Below are 21,463 nucleotides of genomic sequence, written 5' to 3'. Positions count from 1 at the left end.
ATGCATACCAGTGAAAAAAACCGACTATATGTCTAAAATTAAAGCAGCCATTACAGCTGTTGGAGCGTATGTTCCAGAATTTGTTCTTTCTAACCAGGTGCTAGAAACCATGGTTGATACGAATGATGAGTGGATCACTACTCGAACCGGTATCAAAGAAAGGCGACTTTTAAAAGAAGAAGGAAAAGGGTCTTCTTACTTGGGGATTAAAGCTGCACAAGACCTTATCCAAAAATCACATATTAACCCTGCAGATATTGATTGCGTCATTTTTGCTACGGCAACGCCAGACATGCCTGTGGCCTCCTCTGGGGTTTATCTTGCATCTCAAATAGGAGCAACGAACGCATTTTCATATGATTTGCAAGCAGCATGCTCCAGTTTTTTATATGGAATGTCAACCGCTGCATCTTATATTGAAACCGGTCGATATAAAAAAGTCTTATTGGTAGGAGCAGATAAAATGTCTTCGATTATTGATTATGAGGATCGTGCTACCTGCATCATCTTTGGAGACGGCGCCGGGGCGGTTCTTTTTGAGCCTAATGAAGAAGGATTTGGATTACAGGATGAATATTTAAGAAGTGACGGTGTAGGGAGAGACTTTTTAAAAATTGATGCCGGTGGCTCAATTTTGCCACCCAGTCAAGAAACGGTAGCCAACAGACAACACTTTGTGGAGCAAGATGGTAAGACCGTATTTAAGTTTGCCGTATCAAATATGGCAGATGTAAGCGAAAAGATCATGCAGCGTAATAACTTATCACACGATGATGTAGATTGGCTTGTGGCACATCAGGCCAATAAAAGGATTATCGATGCCACTGCCAAACGCATGGGCGTTGATGATGATAAGGTATTAATGAATATCCAGCGCTATGGAAACACGACATCGGCAACACTACCTTTGCTCCTTAGCGATTACGAAAAACAACTAAAAAAAGGAGATAACTTAATTTTTGCCTCTTTTGGAGGTGGATTCACATGGGGATCCATTTACTTAACATGGGCGTATAATTCCTAACAACTAAACTGACATTAATATGGATTTAAAAGAAATTCAGAACTTAATTAAATTTGTAGCCAAATCTGGTGCGAGTGAGGTTAAGCTTGAAATGGATGATGTAAAAATCACCATCAAAACTGGAGAGGGCGAAACTAAAGAAACGACTATCTTACAGCAAATGCCTATGGCAGCGCAGCCAGTAATGCAAGCTGCACCTGCTGTCCAAGAAACAAGCGCACCTGCACCTGCCGCGTCAGATACTTCTGCTAATGCAGCTTCTGATGACAGCAAGTATATTACTGTGAAGTCTCCAATTATTGGAACTTTCTACCGCAGACCTGCACCAGATAAACCACTATTTTGTGAAGTGGGCGACTCCATAAAAGAGGGAGATGTACTCTGTATTATTGAGGCAATGAAGCTTTTTAATGAAATTGAAAGCGAAGTTTCTGGAAAAATAGTAAAAATCTTGGTTGACGATTCCTCTCCGGTAGAATTTGATCAACCTTTATTTTTAGTAGACCCTTCTTAAATAATCATTCTATCCTACTTTTAGGAAAGACCAATATTGTATAATATGACGGTTAAAGCTAAACCCAAAGATAGTATGTTTAAAAAAATATTAATAGCAAATAGAGGTGAGATCGCTCTTAGAGTGATTAGAACCTGTAAAGAGATGGGCATTAAAACCGTAGCAGTATATTCTACGGCTGATGCCGAGAGTCTTCACGTAAAATTTGCAGATGAGGCCGTTTGTATAGGCCCTGCACCAAGTAGTGAATCCTACCTAAAAATGGCAAATGTCATTGCTGCTGCAGAAATCACTAATGCAGATGCCATCCATCCCGGATACGGTTTCCTTTCAGAAAATGCTAAGTTCTCTAAAATTTGTGAAGAGCATGATATTAAATTCATTGGGGCTTCTGCAGAGATGATCAGCAAGATGGGTGACAAGGCAACTGCAAAGGCGACCATGAAAGCTGCCGGAGTACCTTGTGTGCCAGGAAGCGATGGGATTATTGAGGACTTTAAGGAGTGTAAAAAACTGGCTAAAGAAACAGGTTACCCTGTAATGCTTAAGGCCACCGCCGGTGGTGGAGGTAAAGGGATGCGTGCTGTGTGGAAAGAAGAAGATCTTCAGGATGCGTGGGATAGTGCCCGTCAAGAATCTAAAGCTGCTTTTGGAAACGATGATATGTACATGGAAAAACTCATTGAAGAGCCTAGACATATTGAAATCCAAGTGGTGGGAGACAGCAAAGGAAAAGCCTGTCACCTTTCTGAAAGAGACTGCTCAGTACAACGACGTCATCAAAAATTGACCGAGGAAGTTCCTTCCCCATTCATGACCGATGAGTTACGTGAAAAAATGGGTAAAGCAGCCGTAAAAGCTGCCGAGTATATTAAATATGAAGGTGCCGGAACAGTAGAGTTTTTAGTGGACAAGCACCGTAACTTCTACTTTATGGAAATGAATACTCGAATCCAGGTAGAGCACCCTATCACAGAGCAGGTCATTGATTTTGACTTGATCAGAGAGCAAATTTTGGTTGCTGCTGGAGTAGAAATTTCAGGAAAGAACTATACGCCTAATTTACACTCCATCGAATGTAGAATTAATGCCGAAGATCCATACAACAACTTTAGACCTTCACCCGGTAAAATCACCAACTTACATTCACCAGGTGGTCACGGGGTACGTTTAGATACGCATGTATACAGTGGATACAGCATTCCGCCGAATTACGATTCGATGATCGCCAAGTTGATTACCACGGCTCAAACCAGAGAAGAAGCGATCAATAAAATGAAGCGCGCGTTGGATGAGTTCGTGATAGAAGGGATCAAAACAACCATACCTTTCCATCGGCAGTTAATGGACGAACCAGATTACGTGGCGGGTAACTATACCACAGCCTTTATGGACACGTTCAAAATGAAACCCTTAGAACAATAATCAAAACCCTCCAAAGCTTTAGCGACGGAGGGTTTTTGTTTAGAGGTATTGATGTAAAAAGAAAACTAGAAATTTTCCTTCTACTTCCTTAGAACGCTTTTGTTTATCTGCAAAGAGAAGTTCTAGATCAATTTAGTATATATGAGAGTTATATAAATAATGATAGACTTGAAGAGGATGAAAACGAATCGTTTATATGTCTAATATCTAACAGCGCGGCCGTCTTTATTCTTTATTCTAAAACGCATTAGTAATTTTAAATGAATCTCTCCTATTGGGAATATAAAACTTGGCTTAGCAACCTGGATGCCGTTATCATAGGCAGCGGGATTGTAGGACTAACCTGTGCCATTGCCTACAAGAAAAAACATCCCAGCAAAAAAGTTCTTATCCTTGAACGTGGTCTCCTACCTCAAGGCGCCAGCACTAAAAATGCGGGATTTGCTTGTTTTGGAAGTGTTTCAGAACTACTAGATGATCTTAATACGCATACCGAAGAGGAGGTTATTGAACTTGTACAACAGCGTTTCGAAGGAATTCAACACCTTAGAGCATACTTAGGGGATCAAGTCCTAGATTATCAGCCGTGGGGTGGCTATGAGTTATTTCAAGAAAAGGACAAGGAGCTGTTTGAATCCTGTTTAGATCGCTTTCGCGGAATTAATGCCTTACTCAAACCCGTCTTTGGCGAAGCTATTTTCTCTATACAGCAAAATGAGTTTGGTTTTAAAAATGTGCTTCCGCAGTATATGTTCAATGCTGCCGAAGGGCAATTAGACACCGGAAAAATGATGCAAGCCCTTCTTCAAAAAGCCCAACAACTAGGGATCATCATCTTAAATGGCATAAGCGTAACTGATTTTGAAGATTCAGGATCACAGGTAACAATCAAAACAGAACAATTTGAATGTACTGCGCAACATCTATTTATCGCAACCAACGGCTTTGCTGCACAACTGGGACTGGAAACGGTAAAACCGGCAAGAGCCCAGGTACTCATAACAAAACCGATCGATAATTTAAACATCCAAGGAACCTTTCACTTGGACAAAGGATACTATTACTTTAGAAATATTGACCATCGTATTTTGCTAGGCGGAGGAAGAAACCTCGATTTCAAGGCCGAAGAAACTACAGAACTCAGCCAGACAGCTCTAGTCCAACATACATTTGAGGAGTTACTGGCTACAGTTATTTTACCAGATCAGAAATATCAAATTGATCACCGCTGGAGCGGAATTATGGGCGTAGGAGCGCAAAAGAAACCTGTGATAAAACAATTATCTAATCATGTTTTTTGCGGAGTAAGACTCGGCGGGATGGGTGTCGCCATTGGGAGTAGCGTGGGAAAAAAATTGTGTGAACTTGCTACATGATTTAACTTGAGAGATTACGTTTTAAGGCCTTTTCATCTACCAACAAACAAATGCTCTTCCCCCTAAAAAATCCTTTCTCGTGATAAATGAGTAATGTTCTCCCATGAGCGATTACTTCAATGAGATAATAATGCCCCTTTAGAAAGGAATTTTGAACGACTGCCTCTACACCTTCACTGCTAATATACAATTGATGCGGATATAAATAAACCTCACGATCAGGTAAGCTAGCGTCAAACCATTGTGTATTTACCCAATTGAGTTCTTCAAACAATCCCGCAACATAAGCAGAAGCGGGTTTTTCATAAATTTTCTTGGGTTTACCCTGCTGAACGATCTTTCCCTTTTGTAATACGATGGCCTGATCAGAATAGGCCAGCATATCGGTCGTATCGTGGGTTGCTGTAATACAGGTAACGCTGTGTTCCTTGCAGAAGGAGTAGATCATCCTGCGGAGCTTATTTTTTCTAAACTGGTCAATCTGGCTAAAAGGTTCATCTAGCAGCAGTACCTTGGGCTGAATGGCCAAAGCTCTGGCTATGGCAACACGTTGTTTTTGACCCCCACTTAAGGTATTCGCCTTTTGGTCTGCGATAGGAGTTAAACCTAATAATTCTAACAATTCAGCAGTGCGCTTTTTTCGCTCTTTGGCGAATCGCCGGGGCAAGTATTTGGCAATGTTTTGAGCGACAGAGGTAAAGGGCATCAGGTCAAAGTCCTGAGCCACGTATTTCATCTCTTCCTCACCTGGAATTAGCGAATATTCAGGACCTAAAAGCTGGGTTTCATTCAATGAAATGCTTCCTGTCTTAGGCTGAAGTAATCCGTAGATTACTTTTAACAGCGTGGTTTTACCACATCCGCTTTCGCCAATAATTGAGACGTTTTCGCCGGTTTGAGCTGAAAAACCAACGTTAGATAAGGTTGGTTTATCCGCATACGCAAACGCAATTTCTTCAATATGGAGCATAGGGGAAACTATCCTTTCACTTTGGTTGATGGCGGAGTCGGTAACTCCTTAAAGCCCATATTGTAGAGTGTAAACCCATAGATATCGGCATATTGATCTATGATCTTTGCCGTTGGCGTCCCGGCACCGTGTCCTGCGTTGGTTTCTATTCGTATTAAAGTTGGGTTTTCACCTGCTTGTTTGTCCTGTAATTCTGCAGCAAATTTAAAGCTGTGTGCAGGCACTACACGATCATCATGATCTCCTGTGGTGACCAGTGTTGCGGGATATTCTGACCCTTGTTTGACATTATGAACAGGCGAGTATTTTTTTAAGTATTCAAACATTTCTTTACTCTCTTCAGCCGTACCGTAATCATAGGCCCAGCCCGCACCTGCGGTAAACGTGTGATAGCGCAGCATGTCCAGCACACCCACAGCCGGTAAGGCGACTTGCATTAAATCAGGTCGCTGGGTCATTGTCGCACCGACTAAAAGTCCGCCATTTGAACCACCCCGAATCGCTAAATAATCAGAAGAAGTATACTTGTTTTCAATCAAATATTCCGCGGCAGCGATAAAATCATCAAAGACATTTTGCTTTTGAAGCTTGGTGCCGGCATCATGCCAGGCCTTACCGTACTCGCCTCCCCCTCTTAAGTTAGGTACGGCATAAATCCCACCTTGTTCCATCCAAACTGCATTGGTAATACTAAACGAAGGAGTAAGGCTTATATTAAAGCCACCATAGCCGTAGAGGATGGTCGGATTTTTTCCATCAAGGGTAATTCCTTTTTTGTGGGTGATGATCATGGGCACCTTTGTGCCGTCTTTTGAGGTGTAAAAGACTTGTTTGCTTTCGTAGTTTTCAGGATTGAAATCAATTTGAGGTTTGCGATACAGTTCATATTCGCCCGTATCGACCTGATAGGTGTAAATACTACCAGGAGTCACATAATTGGTAAACTGAAAATAAAGTTCATTATCCTCATCTTTTCCATTAAATGAACTCACGCTCCCTACACCCGGTAGTTCAATATTACGAATGAGATTGCCCTCATAGTCATATTGCTTAACCTGAGAGACTGCATCGACCATATATTCAGCAAAAAATGAGCCCCCGCCTTTTGAGAGTGATAAAACGTTTTTAGTTTCTGGGATGAGGTCCTTCCAGTTGTTGGGCGTTGGATTTTTTGCGTCTACGGTGACCACGCGTTTATTAGGAGCTTCTAAATCGGTAAGAATGTACAGCTTTCCATCCTTGTGATCGACGATATTGGTGTTTGAGTCGTAGTGATCCACCACTTCAACAAAAGGAGCATCTTTTTGAGTAAGATCTTTTATTAGTACTTTAGAACCATTGGTAGATTTTGATGCCGAAACCACCAAATACTGTTGATCCCGGGTTACATAACCACCCACGTAGCGGTGTTTTTCGGCTTCGGTGCCGCCATAAATCAATTGATCTTCAGCTTGAGGTGTGTTGAGCGTATGAAAATAGAGTTTATGTTGATCGGTCTTCGCCGAAAGTTCGCTTCCTTCTGGTTTATCGTAGCTGGAATAGAAGAAGCCTTCATTTCCCTTCCACGATACCCCTGAAAATTTTACATCCTTCAAGGTATCACCCTTTTTTTCCATGGATGCGGCATCCAGGATAATCACCTTCCGCCAGTCGCTACCCCCTTCTGAAATACTATAGGCCGCCATGCTACCATCTTTGGTAAAGGATAGTCCGCCGAGAGACGTGGTTCCGTCTTCACTAAAGCTGTTAGGGTCTAAAAATACTGTTGCGGTAGAAGGATCTTCGCCCGTTTTGTAGCGATAGAGAACGCTTTGATTTTGCAGGCCATCATTTTTACTAAAATAGGTGTAGTCGCCTTCTTTGAAAGGAGCTCCAATCTTTTCATAATCCCAGAGTTGAGTAAGGCGTTCTTTTAGCGCATCACGGTACGGGATGTTATCCAGGTAGTCAAAAGTGACCTTGTTTTGACGCTTCACCCAATCTTCGGTTTCTTCACTGCGATCGTCTTCCAGCCAGCGATAGGGGTCATTGACCTGTTCGCCAAAATAGGTGTCTGTGGTATCCACTTTTTTGGTTTCGGGATAGTTTATCGCCATAGTTGAATCGTTTTCTTTTTCGGTTTTACAGCTTATGACCGCAAGAGTTATACAAAGGATAGGGAAGTATCTCATTTTTTAAAAATTTACATTAGGAGTAAAGTTAAGGAATGAAATCATGGTATGAAACGTTAATCTACTCTAGTTGTTCTACGCTATGAAATTAGACCGCTGCGCCCACCTTAATAGGCGTGGCAAGCTGTTAGAATCAAGAATTAAGACTAATTCCAATTTAAATTATTTGTGAATCTCTTTTTAGTTGAAAGGTATAAAGTAGATCAACTCCGCACCACCATCTTCTCGATCAAATACTCGGCGATTTGAACAGCATTTGTCGCAGCACCTTTGCGCAGGTTGTCTGAGACAATCCACATATTTAAGGTATTGGCTTGGGAGTGATCACGTCGTATTCTGCCGACAAATACATCGTCCTTTCCTTCAGCATAAATGGGCATAGGATAGGTGTTCATTTCGGGATTGTCTTGTAACGTGACACCTGGAAACTCATGGAGTAATCGTTTGACCTCACTTAGGTCAAAATCCTTTTCAAACGCTACGTTGACGGATTCACTATGTCCGCCGACCACGGGGATTCTAATCGCGGTTGCCGTTACGGCTATGCTGCGATCATCCAGAATTTTTTGGGTTTCACGCACCAATTTTAATTCCTCTTTAGTATAGCCATTCTCCTCAAAGACATCGCAGTGAGGCAAGGCGTTGCGGTGAATGGGGTAGGGATAGGCCATTTCGGCTTTGGTGCCGTTTAATTCGGCTTCTAATTGTCGCACGGCTTTGACGCCGGTACCTGTAATGGATTGATAGGTGGAAACCACGATGCGTTTGATGCTGTACGCATCATGCAACGGTTTAAGTGCCATGACCATTTGGATGGTAGAGCAGTTGGGATTGGCAATGATGCGATCTTCAGGCGTGAGTTGTGCTGCATTAATTTCTGGAACTACCAACTTTTTATCAGGGTCCATACGCCAGGCAGATGAATTATCAATCACGATGGTACCTTGTTCAGCGAACTTGGGAGCCCATTCTAATGAAGTGTTTCCGCCGGCAGAAAATAACGCTAAATCGGGCTGAGCGGCTACAGCATCTTGAAGGGATACGATCGTATATTCCTTCTGTTTATAGGTTACGGTCTTTCCCACAGACTTTTCTGAAGCTACAGGGATTAATTCTGAAATAGGAAAATTGCGTTCTTCAAGAATGCTTAACATGACCTGGCCTACCATACCGGTAGCACCTACAACAGCTACTTTCATTTTAATCTGATTTAAATAGGCGGCAAAGGTAAATACTGAAACCTTGAAAGAAGTATAAAATAATCAAAAAAAGACCCCGAAGCCATCTCACGATAGTTCGGGGTTTAGTTAAACATCAAATGTGTAGTGTAGCGGTTCGCGAACTACCTATTTATTCTGCTTTTGTAACTCATCTCTAATTTGCATTAAGAGCTCTTCTTGAGTTGGTCCTGCCGGAGCTTCCTCTTTTGGTTCTTCTTTTTTCTTCATGCTGTTGACTCCTTTTACAATCATAAACATAACAAATGCTACGATAATAAAGTCAATCACATTGGTTAAAAATTCTCCGTACATGATGGCAACTTCGCCTACAGTTTCACCTGCGTCATTTACTGTTCCTTCTTCCAAAACATATTTTAAATCTTTAAAGTCAGCATTAAAAACTAAACCGATTAATGGGGATACAATCCCACCGGTAAATGATGACACCACTTTATTAAAGGCGGCACCCATGACAAAACCTACGGCAATGTCAACCAGATTGCCTTTCATGGCAAACTCTTTAAATTCTTTAAGCATTGGTTAGTAATTTATAGTTAGTGAATCTAAAGTAATAAAAAATTGTAAAATGCTTTTGGTAATCAGATAATAAACACAATTTATCGCTTAAAAACACGCGTAACACGATGACCTATGTCCGTCAATAGTTCGTAAGAAATCGTTCCAGCGCTTTCTGCAAAGCTTGAAGCTTTATTTTTTTGATCAAAGATGACGACCTCATCGCCTTCGTTACAGTCAATAGCTGTGACGTCAACCATGAGCATGTCCATACACACGTTTCCTAAAATGGGAGCCTTTTGGCCGTTAATGGTGACAGAAGCTTTTTTATTCCCATAGATACGGGTGATTCCATCAGCATGACCTATGGGGATGGTCGCAGAGCGCACGTTTTGTTCGGCAATAAAGGCACGGTTATACCCAACACTTTCGCCGGCTGCAATTTCGTGAATTTGAGAAATAACTGATGTTAAAGAAGCAATAGGGCGTAACTCTTCATCATATTTTGCAGCGTTTCCGTAGCCATACAGTCCAATCCCGGTGCGTACGATATCAAAGTGAGCTTCAGGGAAATTTAAAATTGCAGAAGTATTACTTTGATGTAACCAAGGCAAATGACTTAGCTTTTTGCTAAGTGAAGTAGAAAGTTTTTTAAACGCATTAATTTGTCCCAGCGTAAAATCGCGCTCCTTTTCATCTTCACTTGCCGCCAGATGCGAAAAAAGACTTTTAGCGATAATGGAGTTACTTTGATTGAGATGATTGGCAAGCCATGAAATATCTTTTTCATTAAAGCCTAAGCGGTTAAGTCCGCTATTGAATTTGACGTGTACCGGATAGTGTTCTAATTGCTGCTCATCAGCAATTTTTAAAAATGCTTTAAACACTCGCTTGCTATATAAGCCCGGTTCTAAACAATGCTCAATACAGGCAGAAAAGTTTTGAGGTTGAGGATGTAAGACTAAGATAGGGGTTTCAATACCTGCTTTGCGTAGGGAAATTCCTTCATCTACATAAGCCACCGCAAAATAATCAATAGCAAGCTCTTGGAGTTTTTTAGCAATCTCTAACGCATCGCTGCCATAGCCAAAGGCCTTAACCACCGCCATAATTTTACCGTTAGACTTAAGTTTGCTCTTTAAATAATGAAAATTATGCTCCAGTGCACGCAGATCTATGGTGAGAACAGTTACGTGCATGCTTACTTTTTTGAGGTTTTAGAGACCTCTTCTGCTTGATTGACATCCATTTTTCGGACTTTTTCAGAGAGCATAGCTTTGTAGAATGCCGCTCTGCTCAAAGGTTCATATTCATCGGTTTCGCCTAAAACCACAAGGTCATTATTGGCCGTTTTTCGATGACTGTATTGCGCAAGATTGCCCGTTTTTACACATACCGCGTGAACCTTAGTCACATACTCTGCAGTGGCCATAAGGTTTGGCATAGGTCCAAAAGGATTTCCTTTAAAATCCATGTCTAATCCTGCGACAATTACCCTAATCCCTTGATTAGCTAAATCATTACAAACCGTGACAATCTCATCATCAAAAAATTGGGCCTCATCAATACCAATCACATCACAGCCATCGGCTAAAATTCTAATATTAGCCGCGGCGGGAACAGGCGTGCTTCTAATTTCGTTGCTGTCGTGAGAAACCACCATTTCTTCATCGTATCGCACGTCAATGGCGGGCTTAAAGATTTCTACCTTTTGTTTGGCAAACTGGGCACGCTTCAATCTGCGAATGAGTTCTTCGGTCTTACCAGAAAACATACTGCCGCAGATGACTTCAATCCATCCAAATTGCTCTTCGTGATTTACGGTATTTTCGAGAAACATTTCGTAATTTTCAGCTGAAATAGATAAGAACGACGAATTTCGCTTTATCAGCGCATAAAGTTAACCAAAAAAATCATCTAAGTCCGGTTTAGATAGGTTATATGAAATGAGTGTCAATAAATCTTGATCCACGTTGAAATGATTATTGGCAAGTAACATCTGACCTCATAAAACAATAAAAACACGAATGAAAAAGTCCTTAGAAGCAGAATTAATGAGTATCGCTCATAAGATCCTTAAGATGAGAGATCGCAGTAATGTGCATGAACTCAAGGAAGAAGCAAGGTTAGTGTATGAAAAATTAGCGGTGCTGGCTTTCGCCGAAGATCATTTTGAAGGAGCAAAACCTACTATAGGACAGAAGCAGGTTGAAGAAGCATTAATGGAAACCGAAGAGGAAGATTTTATCGCCATTGACATTGAAGATCCAATCAATGCTGATCAAGAACCCGAAGCAGAGTCAAAAGATGAAGTAAAGGTTGAAGATAACATAGAAGGAGATCAAACGCACGAAGCAGATACTGACCAAGATGATGTAACTGAAGATGAGGACCCACACTTTAAAGATGGTACCTTATTCAATCAAGAAGGTTTAATCGAACCTAATACTGAAAAAATTAAGGATATTGTGGCTCAAATGCCACCAGAAGGTCAGCAAGTAGACGATATGCTGGATGAGATCTTACCTCAAGAAACTTTTGAAAAAAGAGACTTTGCGGCAAATGTAGGGGTAGATTATGACAACATGCCCGTCTTTGAACCTGTAGATGAGCAAGCTAAATCAGTTAACGATACGTTTAAACATGGATTGGATATTGGTCTAAACGATCGGTTAGCATTTATCACTCATTTGTTTGATGGTAAAGAAGAAGAGTATAAAAAAACGATGAATTTAATCGATAGCTATACCGATCAAAAAGAAGCGCACAACCTTATTAAGGTTATCATCAAACCTCAATACAATCATTGGGAGGGTAAGGAGTCTTATGAAGAGCGCCTTATAGAAATCGTCGACCGTAAGTTTGATCAATAAGCATGCTCTATCTTGTCCCAACGCCCATTGGTAACTTAGAAGATATTACCCTTAGAGCCATTCGTGTTCTTAAAGAAGCCGATCTTATTCTCGCTGAAGATACCCGCACCAGCGGTAAACTGTTAAAACACTTGGAGGTGCAAACACCTATGCAGAGTTTCCATATGCATAATGAGCACAAGATGGTAGACCGTATTTTAGAAAAGTTAAAGGCAGGTCAACGTATCGCCGTGATTAGCGATGCCGGAACCCCGGGTATTAGCGATCCTGGGTTTTTATTAGTACGCGAAGCGCTTGCCAATGATATAAGCTTAGAGACCTTACCCGGAGCCACGGCTTTTGTTCCTGCCTTGGTAAATAGCGGATTGCCTTGTGATAAATTTGTGTTTGAAGGTTTTTTGCCGGTCAAAAAAGGACGCCAAACCCGGTTAACTTTTTTAGCCGAAGAATACAGAACCATGGTGTTTTATGAATCTCCACATAAACTGGTAAAAACGCTGGGGGATTTTCAGCAGTATTTTGGAGAAGACCGAGGCATTTCGGTATCCAGAGAACTCACTAAACTTTATGAAGAAACCATCCGGGGAACTGCGAAAGAGGTTTTACAACATTTTACTGCCACTGCCCCAAAAGGTGAGTTTGTGATTGTGGTGGCTGGCAGATAGTCAATTTGTTTATGGCGGTGAACAATTCAAGCTAAAAATTGTTTTCAGTGATGAACAGTTCTTCGACTTTCATTTTAAAGAATGTTAAATAGAGAGGCTGATGAGGTTGTCGGTTCATCTACATGCACCCTTCGACTGCGCTCAGGGGGACAATAAATAAGCTTTATTCTAAAGAATTAATAATAGAACCACAGAACTCTAACTCACCACTGCTCCGGGTTCAACACCATCTTCATCTGGATTAAGAAAGACGAGTTTACCTGTAGCATCTTCGGTCATAAGGATCATGCCTTCACTTTCTACGCCACGTAATTTACGCGGAGCCAAATTAACCAGCACCGTGACTTTTTTACCTACCACCTCTTCAGCAGAGAAATGTTCTGCTATTCCCGAAACGATAGTTCTAGTGTCCAGTCCGGTATCTACTTGAAGCACTAACAGCTTTTTGGTTTTTGCCATCTTTTCAGCAGACACAATTTTACCTACTCTCATGTCCAGTTTGGTGAAATCTTCAAAGGTGCTGATCTCTTTTTGAGGCGTGAGGGTTTTTGCTTCAGCCATATTTAATTGTTTTGTAGCTTCAAGTTTTGCTAGTTGGGCTTCTATTTGGTCGTCTTCTATCTTGTTAAATAATAGGGAAGCTTTTTCAATTTGGTAACCCGACTTCAACAAAGGTTTATCTTGCGAAATATCCTGCCAATCTAATTTGACTAAACTGGTGCGCAGACGTGCTGAAGGTTCGTCGCTAAGATTAAGCATGCTTTTTAACTTAGACGACGTAAAGGGTAAAAAAGGTTCTGATAAAACCGCCAACGCCGCTGCAATTTGTAGTGAGACATACATGATGGTTTTCACGCGATCCTCGTCCAGCTTAATGACTTTCCAGGGTTCTTCATCGGCCAAATATTTATTTCCTAATCGGGCAAGATTCATCAGCTCCTGGCTGGCTTCTCTAAAGCGGTATCGCTCAATGGAAAATCCTATATTTTCAGGATATTTTTGAACTTCGGCAAGTACCTCTTCGTCAACATTGCTCAAGGCTCCCGGTTGGGGTACAATACCATCGTAATACTTATTGGTTAGGACTACTACCCGATTGATAAAATTCCCAAAAACGGCTACTAACTCGTTGTTATTACGGGCTTGAAAGTCTTTCCAGGTAAAATCATTGTCTTTACTTTCTGGCGCATTAGCGGTCAACACATAACGCAACACATCCTGCTTTTCAGGAAAATCCTGTAAATATTCATGCAGCCAAACCGCCCAGTTTTTGCTGGTAGAAAGTTTTTGGCCTTCCAGATTTAAAAATTCATTTGCGGGAACATTATCGGGTAAGATGTAGCTCCCTTCAGCCTTTAAAATACTGGGGAAAATGATGCAGTGAAAAACAATGTTATCCTTACCGATAAAATGGACTAGCTTGGTGTCTTTATCCTTCCAATAGGGTTCCCAATCTTTCCCTTCGCGCTCCGCCCATTCTTTGGTAGAAGAAATGTAACCAATGGGAGCATCAAACCATACGTAAAGCACTTTTCCTTCACCACCTTCTACCGGAACGGGGATACCCCAATCCAAATCGCGGGTGACTGCTCTGGGGCGTAATCCATCATCAATCCAGGATTTACACTGGCCATAGACGTTAGGCTTCCAATCTTTTTTATGCCCTTTTAAAATCCACTCTTTTAAAAAGTCTTCGTAGTGATCAAGCGGTAAAAACCAGTGCTTGGTTTCTTTCAGCGTTGGTGTTGCTCCGCTGATTGTAGATGTAGGATTGATAAGATCAGTTGCGTTGAGGCTGGTGCCACAGTTTTCACACTGGTCGCCATAAGCTTCTTCATGTCCGCATTTAGGACAAGTCCCGGTAACGAATCGATCGGCCAAGAATTGATCTGCTTCGGGATCATACAATTGCTCGGTAACTTCTTCAATAAATTTCCCTTCAGTATGCAGCTTCTTAAAAAAATCACCTGCTGTTTCGTGGTGAATTTTGGCAGATGTTCTGGAATAATTGTCAAACGTAATCCCAAAATCATCGAACGACTGTTTTATAATCGCATGATAGGTATCGATGATTTCCTGTGGGCTCTTCCCCTCCTTTTTCGCTTTCATAGGGATGGCAGCACCGTGCTCATCGCTTCCACAGATAAACGCCACATCCTTGCCGGTTAAGCGCAAATAACGCGCATAAATATCTGAAGGAACATATACCCCGGCTAAGTGGCCAATATGAATAGGTCCGTTGGTATAAGGCAGAGCAGCGGTAATGGTATAGCGTTGTGGAGTCATAAAAATGGTTGTCAAAGGGCAAAGGTAAATGAATTTGAATTGAATTCGAACTTCAAAAAAGCTTACTTTAGTGAGGAAATTCTACCTTATCCATGAAAATTCCTGCTGTGCTTAAAAGAGGCGATAAAGTCGCTATCGTGGCTACCGCCCGAAAGATTTCTACGAATGAACTGGCTCCCGCTATTGCGTTGCTCAAGTCGTGGGATCTAGTACCAGTATTAGGCAAGTCAATTGATGCCGAAGATCATCAGTTTGCAGGAAGTGGTGCATGGAGAGCCGAAGATCTTCAACATATGTTGGATGACCCCTCCATAAAAGCCATTTGGTGCGCGCGGGGCGGATATGGCACTGTGCGGATGTTGGATAAACTAACCTTGTCTGCTTTCGCGGAAAAACCTAAATGGATTTTAGGATACAGCGATGTGACGGCGCTGCACAGTACGCTTCACAATCTGGGAATCGCTTCGCTGCATGGGCAGATGTGTTTAGACGTAGATCAAAAAACCGAAGCCTGTAGAGACTCCATCAAAAATGCGTTGTTTGGTAACTTGAATGCTCTTTCAGTAATCTATCCTTCCGATGAACTCAACCGAAAAGGGACGGCAACCGGCGAACTTATCGGTGGAAATTTATCGGTTTTATTCTCGCTCTGCGGGAGTGCTTCCGCTATAAATACCTCAGGAAAAATTTTATTTCTGGAAGATTTGGATGAGTACCTCTACCACATCGATCGTATGATGCAAAACCTAAAACGCAACGGAATGCTTGACAATCTCGCCGGATTGATCATTGGTGGGATGACCGGTATGCATGATAATACGATCGCCTTTGGAAAATCTGCCGAAGAAATTATTCTAGATACCGTCAAGGACTTTGATTATCCGGTATGTGTTAACTTTCCCGCAGGGCACATTACCGATAATCGTACGCTTATGTTTGGAGCAGAAGCAAGCTTAACGGTAGAAGTAAATGTAACCACCTTGAAATACATTTAGAGATGGCACAGCACAATGAATTGGGTAAAGCAGGTGAGAAAATGGCGATTGATCATTTAGTCAAACATGGTTTTATGATCAAGGAAACGAACTACAGGTTTCGTAAAGCCGAAGTGGATATCATTGCTCAAAAAGGAGAAATCCTAGCTGCGGTTGAAGTAAAAACCCGAAGTACCTCAGACTTTGGTAATCCACAAGATTTTGTGAAGCAAAAGCAAATTCAGTTGTTGGTAAGTGCCATGGACAATTATGTACAGGAAAATGACCTGGATGTTGAGGTGCGCTTTGATATTGTGGCGATTGTAAAAAATAAACTCGGCACCCGCATTGAGCACCTAGAAAATGCGTTTTATCATTTCTAAATTTCCGTGAAAGCGGGAATATCTAATAAACTTCTCGGAGATCAAAAGATTCCTGCATGCGCAGGAATGACAAACTACTACTATAATTATGAAGAATGTATACTCCTCTCCTCTTGGGATAGGTCGGGAGAGAGCACCAACGGCTGCAGCATCTCTAATGCCCGGTCTACTGAGGTTACTTTTTCAAAGGTAAGCAAGAGGCGTAATCCGTTTCTGGTTTTTTTCTCTTTGAGCGTAACATGATGGCGATGTGTTTGTACAAATTGCAACACGCGATTAAAGGCAGTACTTTGATAAAAGGCACTTTGCTGGTCGGCAATAAAAAAGCCAATCATCTTGTTGTTTTTCAAGACGATCTTTTCAATGCCTATACTGGTCGCGATCCACTTAACACGTACGCTATTTAACAAATCAACCGCTTCTTTTGGCAGTTCTCCAAATCGATCAACTAAGCGTGCCTCAAAGGCATTTAAATCGTCTTCTTTAGAAATTTTACTTAGCTCACTATATAAGTTGAGGCGTTCTGAAATGCTATTGATGTACTCATCTGGAAACAGCAATTCAAAGTCGGCATCCAGCTGGGTATCTTTTAAAAAGACCTTTTCCTGTTTGCCCTCTACTTCTTCGTACAACTCTTTAAATTCATTATCCTTTAATTCTTCGATGGCTTCATTGAGAATTTTTTGATAGGTGTCAAAGCCAATTTCATTGATAAACCCACTTTGTTCGCCTCCTAAAATATCTCCTGCTCCGCGAATCTCTAAATCCTTCATCGCAATATTGAGTCCGCTGCCTAATGCAGAAAACTGTTCAATCGCCTGGATGCGTTTTCGGGCATCATCTGTCATGGCAGAGTACGGCGGAGTGATCAAATAACAAAAGGCTTTTTTGTTGCTTCGGCCTACGCGACCTCTCATTTGATGTACGTCAGACAATCCAAAGTTATTAGCATTATTGATAAAAATGGTATTCGCATTAGGCACGTCTAATCCACTTTCAATAATGGTTGTAGAAACTAGCACATCAAATTCACCATTCATAAAGGCTAGCATAAGTTCTTCCAATTTTTTCCCTTCCATTTGGCCATGCCCTATGCCCACTTTAGCATCTGGAACTAGGCGTTGGATCATCCCTGCAACTTCTTTGATATTTTCAATACGGTTATGCACAAAAAACACTTGACCTCCGCGCTGTATTTCATAAGATACGGCGTCTCTGATTGTGTCTTCGTTAAATTGTATTACACTAGTTTCTACCGGATAGCGGTTGGGCGGCGGAGTCGTAATTACCGACAAGTCTCGTGCTGCCATTAGACTAAATTGTAAGGTACGGGGTATAGGAGTAGCCGTAAGTGTGAGGGTATCCACATTTTCTTTAATGGTCTTAAGCTTGTCCTTCACCGCTACACCAAACTTTTGTTCCTCATCAATAATTAGGAGTCCTAAGTCCTTAAATTTTACTGCTTTATTAACCAATTGATGGGTGCCTATAATGATATCTACTTTTCCCGCCTCCAGGTCAGCCAGCGTTTCCCTACGCTGTTTAGCCGTTCTAAATCGGTTGAGGTAATTTACGGTGACGGGAAAATCTTTTAAGCGTTCAGTAAACGTTCTAAAATGTTGGTAGGCTAAGACTGTGGTGGGTACTAAAACCGCTACCTGTTTGCCGTTATCAACTGCTTTAAATGCAGCGCGAATGGCTACCTCTGTTTTACCAAAACCAACATCGCCACACACCAATCTATCCATGGGGCGTTCGCTTTCCATATCTTTTTTCACCTCCTCTGTAGCAGTGCTTTGATCCGGAGTGTCTTCATAAATGAATGACGCCTCTAATTCGTGCTGCAAATAACTATCTAGATCGTATTGAAATCCTTTTTGTAATCGGCGTTTTGCGTAAAGTTTGATAAGGTTAAAGGCAATCTCTTTAACTTTTTTCTTTGTTTTTTTCTTGAGCGCTTTCCAAGCGGCGCTACCTAATTTGTAGATTTTTGGAGCTGTACCATCCTTACCATTGTATTTGCTAATTTTATGTAAGGAGTGAATACTCACATACAAGATGTCACGTTCTCCATAAGCAAGTTTGATTGCCTCCTGTTTTTTTCCGTTTACATCGATTTTTTGAAGTCCGCCAAATTTTCCAATACCGTGATCAATATGTGTGACATAATCACCAACCTCTAGATTGGTTAGCTCTTTTAAAGTAATGGCTTCTTTTTTGGCGTAGCCATTTTTTATGCTGAATTTATGGTAGCGCTCAAAAATCTGATGATCGGTATAGCACGCCATGTTCAAGTCATGATCAATAAATCCTTGGTAGGCTGAAAACTGAATCGTTTGATACTGTTTTACATCCAGCGTAGCGTCATCAAAAATATCGTGAAAACGTTTAGCCTGCTGCTCACTCACACAAAAAATGTAATTAGACATTCCCTGATCGTAATTTTCATTTAAATTTTCAATAAGCAAGTTGAACTGCTTATTAAAACTTGGTTGAGGAGTCGTATTAAAGGAAATGACTTCACCTGCATCAGCCTTTTTTTGATCGTGTCCCGTGAGGTTTTGAATACGCGTAAAATCCTGTAATTGTGTTTCTATTATTCTTGACGAACAAAACAATTCTTCAGGTTGCTGGCGGGTAATTTCTGAGGTTAATTTATCAAAAGCCTCTTTGGCAAGGGATAAATTTTTATCCAACTGTTGAAACAGTAAGGATTGATTTTTAATAAAGATGACGGTCTTCGCCGAAATGTATTTCAAAAAACTTTCTCGTGTTTCCTGAAGGGTTTTATTCTCCACATTAGGAATTACCGTGATTTTTTTCACTTTATCCGTAGAAAGCTGGGTTTCTATATCAAAGGTTCTAATGCTGTCCACTTCGTCTCCAAAAAACTCTATGCGATAGGGTTCATCATGGCTAAAAGAGAATACATCAATGATCCCCCCTCGAACAGAAAAATCACCAGGCTCTGTAACAAAATCCACGCGTTTAAATTCGTATTCAAACAGCATTTCATTGACAAAATCCAGCGAAATTTGATCTCTAATTGAGATTTTCAAGGTGTTTTTTTCTAGTTCTTTGCGGGTAACTACTTTTTCAAATAGCGCATTGGGGTAAGTTACAATTAAAGCAGGTTTTTTACGGCTGTTAATGCGGTTAAGCACTTCTGCCCGTAATAGAACATTCGCATTATCTGTAAGTTCAATTTGGTACGGGCGCCTGTAACTGCCCGGATAAAAGAGCACGCGATCTTCACCTAGCAATTGTTCTAAATCATTGAGATGATATGCGGCCTCTTCTTTATCATTAAAGATGCATAAAAAAGGTTGATCGGTCCTTTCAAATAAGGCAGATAGCACAAAAGAATAGGAGGAACCAATAAGGCCGGTTATACAGGTATTTTTTTGTGACTGGGCAATAGCGTCCCCTAGTTTTTGCAGGGGCAAAGACTGTGAATAGGCTTCGGCAATGATTTTCTTACTCAAAAAAGCAATGTTTTTTGCAAATATAACGGCTTTTAAAAACCAGGGCTTGTCCCATGCAAGATTTACCATTTTAATAACAGCCAAAGCCCATCGCAATGCCTAATTTTCGGCATGACGAAAAAAATTACCAAAGAACACTTTGATGTATTCGTGATTGGAAGTGGAACGGCCGGTAAGACCGTTGCCCATAAGGCTGCTGCGCAAGGGAAGCGGGTTGCCATGGCCGATCATCAACCTTACGGTGGAACATGCGCTAATAGGGGATGCGACCCTAAGAAAGTGTTGGCAAATGCGAGTCAATTAATCGCCAAAAGCAGAGATCTAGCTCAAAAGCAAATTACCACAGAGGCTAAAATTCAGTGGGAACATCTACAAGAATTTAAACGTAGTTTTACTGATGCAGTGCCGGCATCTACCGAAAAAAACCTATCTCAACAAAACATCACATTGTATCATCAATCCCCAAGATTTTTAGATGAAAATACATTAAGCGTTGAAGGAAAAACCATCACAGCAGACCGTATAGTAATTGCCACTGGTATGACTCCAAGGACGTTACATATTCCCGGCGAGCAGTTCTTTCAAACAAGTAAAGACTTTTTAGAATTAGAATCCTTACCCGAGTCTATGATTTTTATTGGTGGAGGCTATGTGGCCATGGAATTTGCTCATATGGCAGCGTACTGCGGGGTAGAGGTGACCGTGATTGAGCGAAATGACAGGATCCTGCAACTTTTTGATGAAGATCTAACGAAAAAATTACAAGAGGCATCTCAGGAAATAGGAATCACATTTATTTTTAATGCCGAGGTGGTAGAAGCAGAGTCCTTACAGAAAAATATTCGGGTATACTATAAAAAAGAAGGGAAGCGAGAAGAAGTTAAAGCCAGGATGGTTATTAATGCCTCAGGTAGAGTGCCTTCAATTGATCAATTGGATTTGGAAAATGGGAATGTAGACGTTTCGAAGAAAGGAGTGACCGTAAATAAATACTTGCAAAGCCCTACGAATAATAGGGTGTTTGCCTGTGGAGACGTGGCAGCATCGGGAAATTTGCCACTTACTCCACTATCTGGTATCGAAGGGAATATCGTGGCCGATAATATTTTGAACTCAACCATGCGAGAAGAAAAATGCCCGGTAATACCAACAGTGGTTTTTACCCAACCTCAACTCGCTACAGTTGGCTTAAGCGAAGAAGAAGCGAAAAAACAGAATATAAAAGTTAACATTAAAAAAGGGCACGTACCTAATTGGTATAATGCCAAGCGGGTAAATACAAATTATTACTGCTATAAAACCTTAGCAGATCAGGAAGGAATAATTGTTGGCGCTCAACTACTCTCGCCAGAAGCAGGTGAATCCATCAATTTATTAGCGTTAGCGATTCAACACAAAATGACGGTAGCACAGTTTCAAAAAAGCGTTTACACCTATCCTAGTTGGGCAAGTGACCTACAGGCGATGTTCTAATTAATTTTTCTCCGTCTTTAGCAATTGGATCTTATCAGATAACGGTGTGAGCGGTCTGTCAGTTTGAGCGGAGTCGAAAACGATCTTTTAACTAATAGCAACTCTCTT

General features: G+C 41.2%; 17 protein-coding genes. 9 read left to right on the top strand and 8 right to left on the bottom strand.

Going from position 1 to position 21,463, the window contains the following annotated elements; all coding sequences use genetic code 11:
* Positions 1 to 28: 28 nt before the first annotated feature.
* The 4 genes from ABD000_RS09435 to ABD000_RS09420 all read left to right on the top strand — a co-directional run bounded on the left by ABD000_RS09435 (position 29) and on the right by ABD000_RS09420 (position 4,339).
* Positions 29 to 1,024 carry a beta-ketoacyl-ACP synthase III gene (locus ABD000_RS09435; protein WP_343766483.1) on the top strand — a complete coding sequence of 332 codons (996 nt, stop codon included), beginning with the start codon at positions 29 to 31 and terminating at the stop codon, positions 1,022 to 1,024.
* Between the two features lie 19 nt (positions 1,025 to 1,043).
* The gene (gene accB / locus ABD000_RS09430) at positions 1,044 to 1,538 is read left to right on the top strand and encodes an acetyl-CoA carboxylase biotin carboxyl carrier protein (protein ID WP_343766481.1); all 495 of its coding nucleotides are present in this window, start codon (positions 1,044 to 1,046) and stop codon (positions 1,536 to 1,538) included.
* A 75-nt stretch (positions 1,539 to 1,613) separates the two neighbouring features.
* On the top strand, positions 1,614 to 2,963 hold the full coding sequence (gene accC / locus ABD000_RS09425; RefSeq protein WP_343766479.1) for an acetyl-CoA carboxylase biotin carboxylase subunit: 1,350 nt from the start codon (positions 1,614 to 1,616) through the stop codon (positions 2,961 to 2,963).
* Positions 2,964 to 3,223: 260 nt separating this feature from the next.
* Entirely contained in the window at positions 3,224 to 4,339 is a 1,116-nt protein-coding gene (locus tag ABD000_RS09420) for an NAD(P)/FAD-dependent oxidoreductase (protein ID WP_343766476.1), read from the top strand.
* Position 4,340: 1 nt separating this feature from the next.
* Here ABD000_RS09420 and ABD000_RS09415 read toward each other — a convergent pair whose 3' ends face one another.
* From ABD000_RS09415 to ABD000_RS09390, 6 genes are all read right to left on the bottom strand, one after another.
* Positions 4,341 to 5,309 carry an ABC transporter ATP-binding protein gene (locus ABD000_RS09415; protein ID WP_343766473.1) on the bottom strand — a complete coding sequence of 323 codons (969 nt, stop codon included), beginning with the start codon at positions 5,307 to 5,309 and terminating at the stop codon, positions 4,341 to 4,343.
* An 8-nt stretch (positions 5,310 to 5,317) separates the two neighbouring features.
* Positions 5,318 to 7,480 (bottom strand): prolyl oligopeptidase family serine peptidase, encoded by a 2,163-nt coding sequence (locus tag ABD000_RS09410; RefSeq protein WP_343766470.1) that lies wholly within the window; start codon positions 7,478 to 7,480, stop codon positions 5,318 to 5,320.
* 203 nt (positions 7,481 to 7,683) lie between these two features.
* Positions 7,684 to 8,679 carry an aspartate-semialdehyde dehydrogenase gene (locus ABD000_RS09405; protein ID WP_343766468.1) on the bottom strand — a complete coding sequence of 332 codons (996 nt, stop codon included), beginning with the start codon at positions 8,677 to 8,679 and terminating at the stop codon, positions 7,684 to 7,686.
* A 147-nt stretch (positions 8,680 to 8,826) separates the two neighbouring features.
* Positions 8,827 to 9,237 carry a large-conductance mechanosensitive channel protein MscL gene (gene mscL / locus ABD000_RS09400; protein ID WP_343766466.1) on the bottom strand — a complete coding sequence of 137 codons (411 nt, stop codon included), beginning with the start codon at positions 9,235 to 9,237 and terminating at the stop codon, positions 8,827 to 8,829.
* A gap of 80 nt (positions 9,238 to 9,317) precedes the next feature.
* Complete coding sequence (gene alr, locus ABD000_RS09395; protein WP_343766463.1) at positions 9,318 to 10,415, bottom strand: alanine racemase; 1,098 nt, start codon at positions 10,413 to 10,415, stop codon at positions 9,318 to 9,320.
* Between the two features lie 2 nt (positions 10,416 to 10,417).
* On the bottom strand, positions 10,418 to 11,056 hold the full coding sequence (locus tag ABD000_RS09390) for a thymidine kinase (RefSeq protein WP_343766461.1): 639 nt from the start codon (positions 11,054 to 11,056) through the stop codon (positions 10,418 to 10,420).
* A gap of 187 nt (positions 11,057 to 11,243) precedes the next feature.
* Here ABD000_RS09390 and ABD000_RS09385 point away from each other — a divergent pair, with 187 nt between their 5' ends.
* Both ABD000_RS09385 and rsmI read left to right on the top strand, forming a co-directional pair.
* Positions 11,244 to 12,089, top strand: coding sequence for a hypothetical protein (locus ABD000_RS09385; protein ID WP_343766459.1), 846 nt, complete (start codon positions 11,244 to 11,246; stop codon positions 12,087 to 12,089).
* On the top strand, positions 12,086 to 12,754 hold the full coding sequence (rsmI, locus tag ABD000_RS09380; protein WP_343767308.1) for a 16S rRNA (cytidine(1402)-2'-O)-methyltransferase: 669 nt from the start codon (positions 12,086 to 12,088) through the stop codon (positions 12,752 to 12,754). Before ABD000_RS09385 ends, rsmI begins: the two co-directional genes overlap by 4 nt.
* A gap of 198 nt (positions 12,755 to 12,952) precedes the next feature.
* On the opposite strand, the gene metG is transcribed toward rsmI, so the two are convergent.
* Complete coding sequence (gene metG, locus ABD000_RS09375; RefSeq protein WP_343767305.1) at positions 12,953 to 15,040, bottom strand: methionine--tRNA ligase; 2,088 nt, start codon at positions 15,038 to 15,040, stop codon at positions 12,953 to 12,955.
* Positions 15,041 to 15,132: 92 nt separating this feature from the next.
* On the opposite strand from metG, the gene ABD000_RS09370 reads away from it, so the two are divergent.
* Together ABD000_RS09370 and ABD000_RS09365 are read left to right on the top strand one after the other, a co-directional pair.
* Positions 15,133 to 16,035 carry a S66 peptidase family protein gene (locus tag ABD000_RS09370; protein WP_343766457.1) on the top strand — a complete coding sequence of 301 codons (903 nt, stop codon included), beginning with the start codon at positions 15,133 to 15,135 and terminating at the stop codon, positions 16,033 to 16,035.
* A 2-nt stretch (positions 16,036 to 16,037) separates the two neighbouring features.
* Positions 16,038 to 16,397 carry a YraN family protein gene (locus ABD000_RS09365; protein ID WP_343766454.1) on the top strand — a complete coding sequence of 120 codons (360 nt, stop codon included), beginning with the start codon at positions 16,038 to 16,040 and terminating at the stop codon, positions 16,395 to 16,397.
* Between the two features lie 86 nt (positions 16,398 to 16,483).
* On the opposite strand, the gene mfd is transcribed toward ABD000_RS09365, so the two are convergent.
* Positions 16,484 to 19,882, bottom strand: a complete 3,399-nt coding sequence (gene mfd / locus ABD000_RS09360; protein WP_343766450.1) for a transcription-repair coupling factor — start codon at positions 19,880 to 19,882, stop codon at positions 16,484 to 16,486.
* Between the two features lie 111 nt (positions 19,883 to 19,993).
* Between mfd and ABD000_RS09355 the strand changes: the two genes are divergently transcribed.
* A complete protein-coding gene (locus ABD000_RS09355) occupies positions 19,994 to 21,355 on the top strand; it encodes a dihydrolipoyl dehydrogenase family protein (RefSeq protein WP_343766447.1) in 1,362 nt (453 codons plus the stop codon).
* Positions 21,356 to 21,463 lie beyond the last annotated feature (108 nt).

It is taken from the genome of Gangjinia marincola (genome assembly GCF_039523415.1).
Taxonomy (GTDB): Bacteria; Bacteroidota; Bacteroidia; order Flavobacteriales; family Flavobacteriaceae; genus Gangjinia; species Gangjinia marincola.
This window is presented reverse-complemented; position numbering and strand designations above follow the sequence as displayed.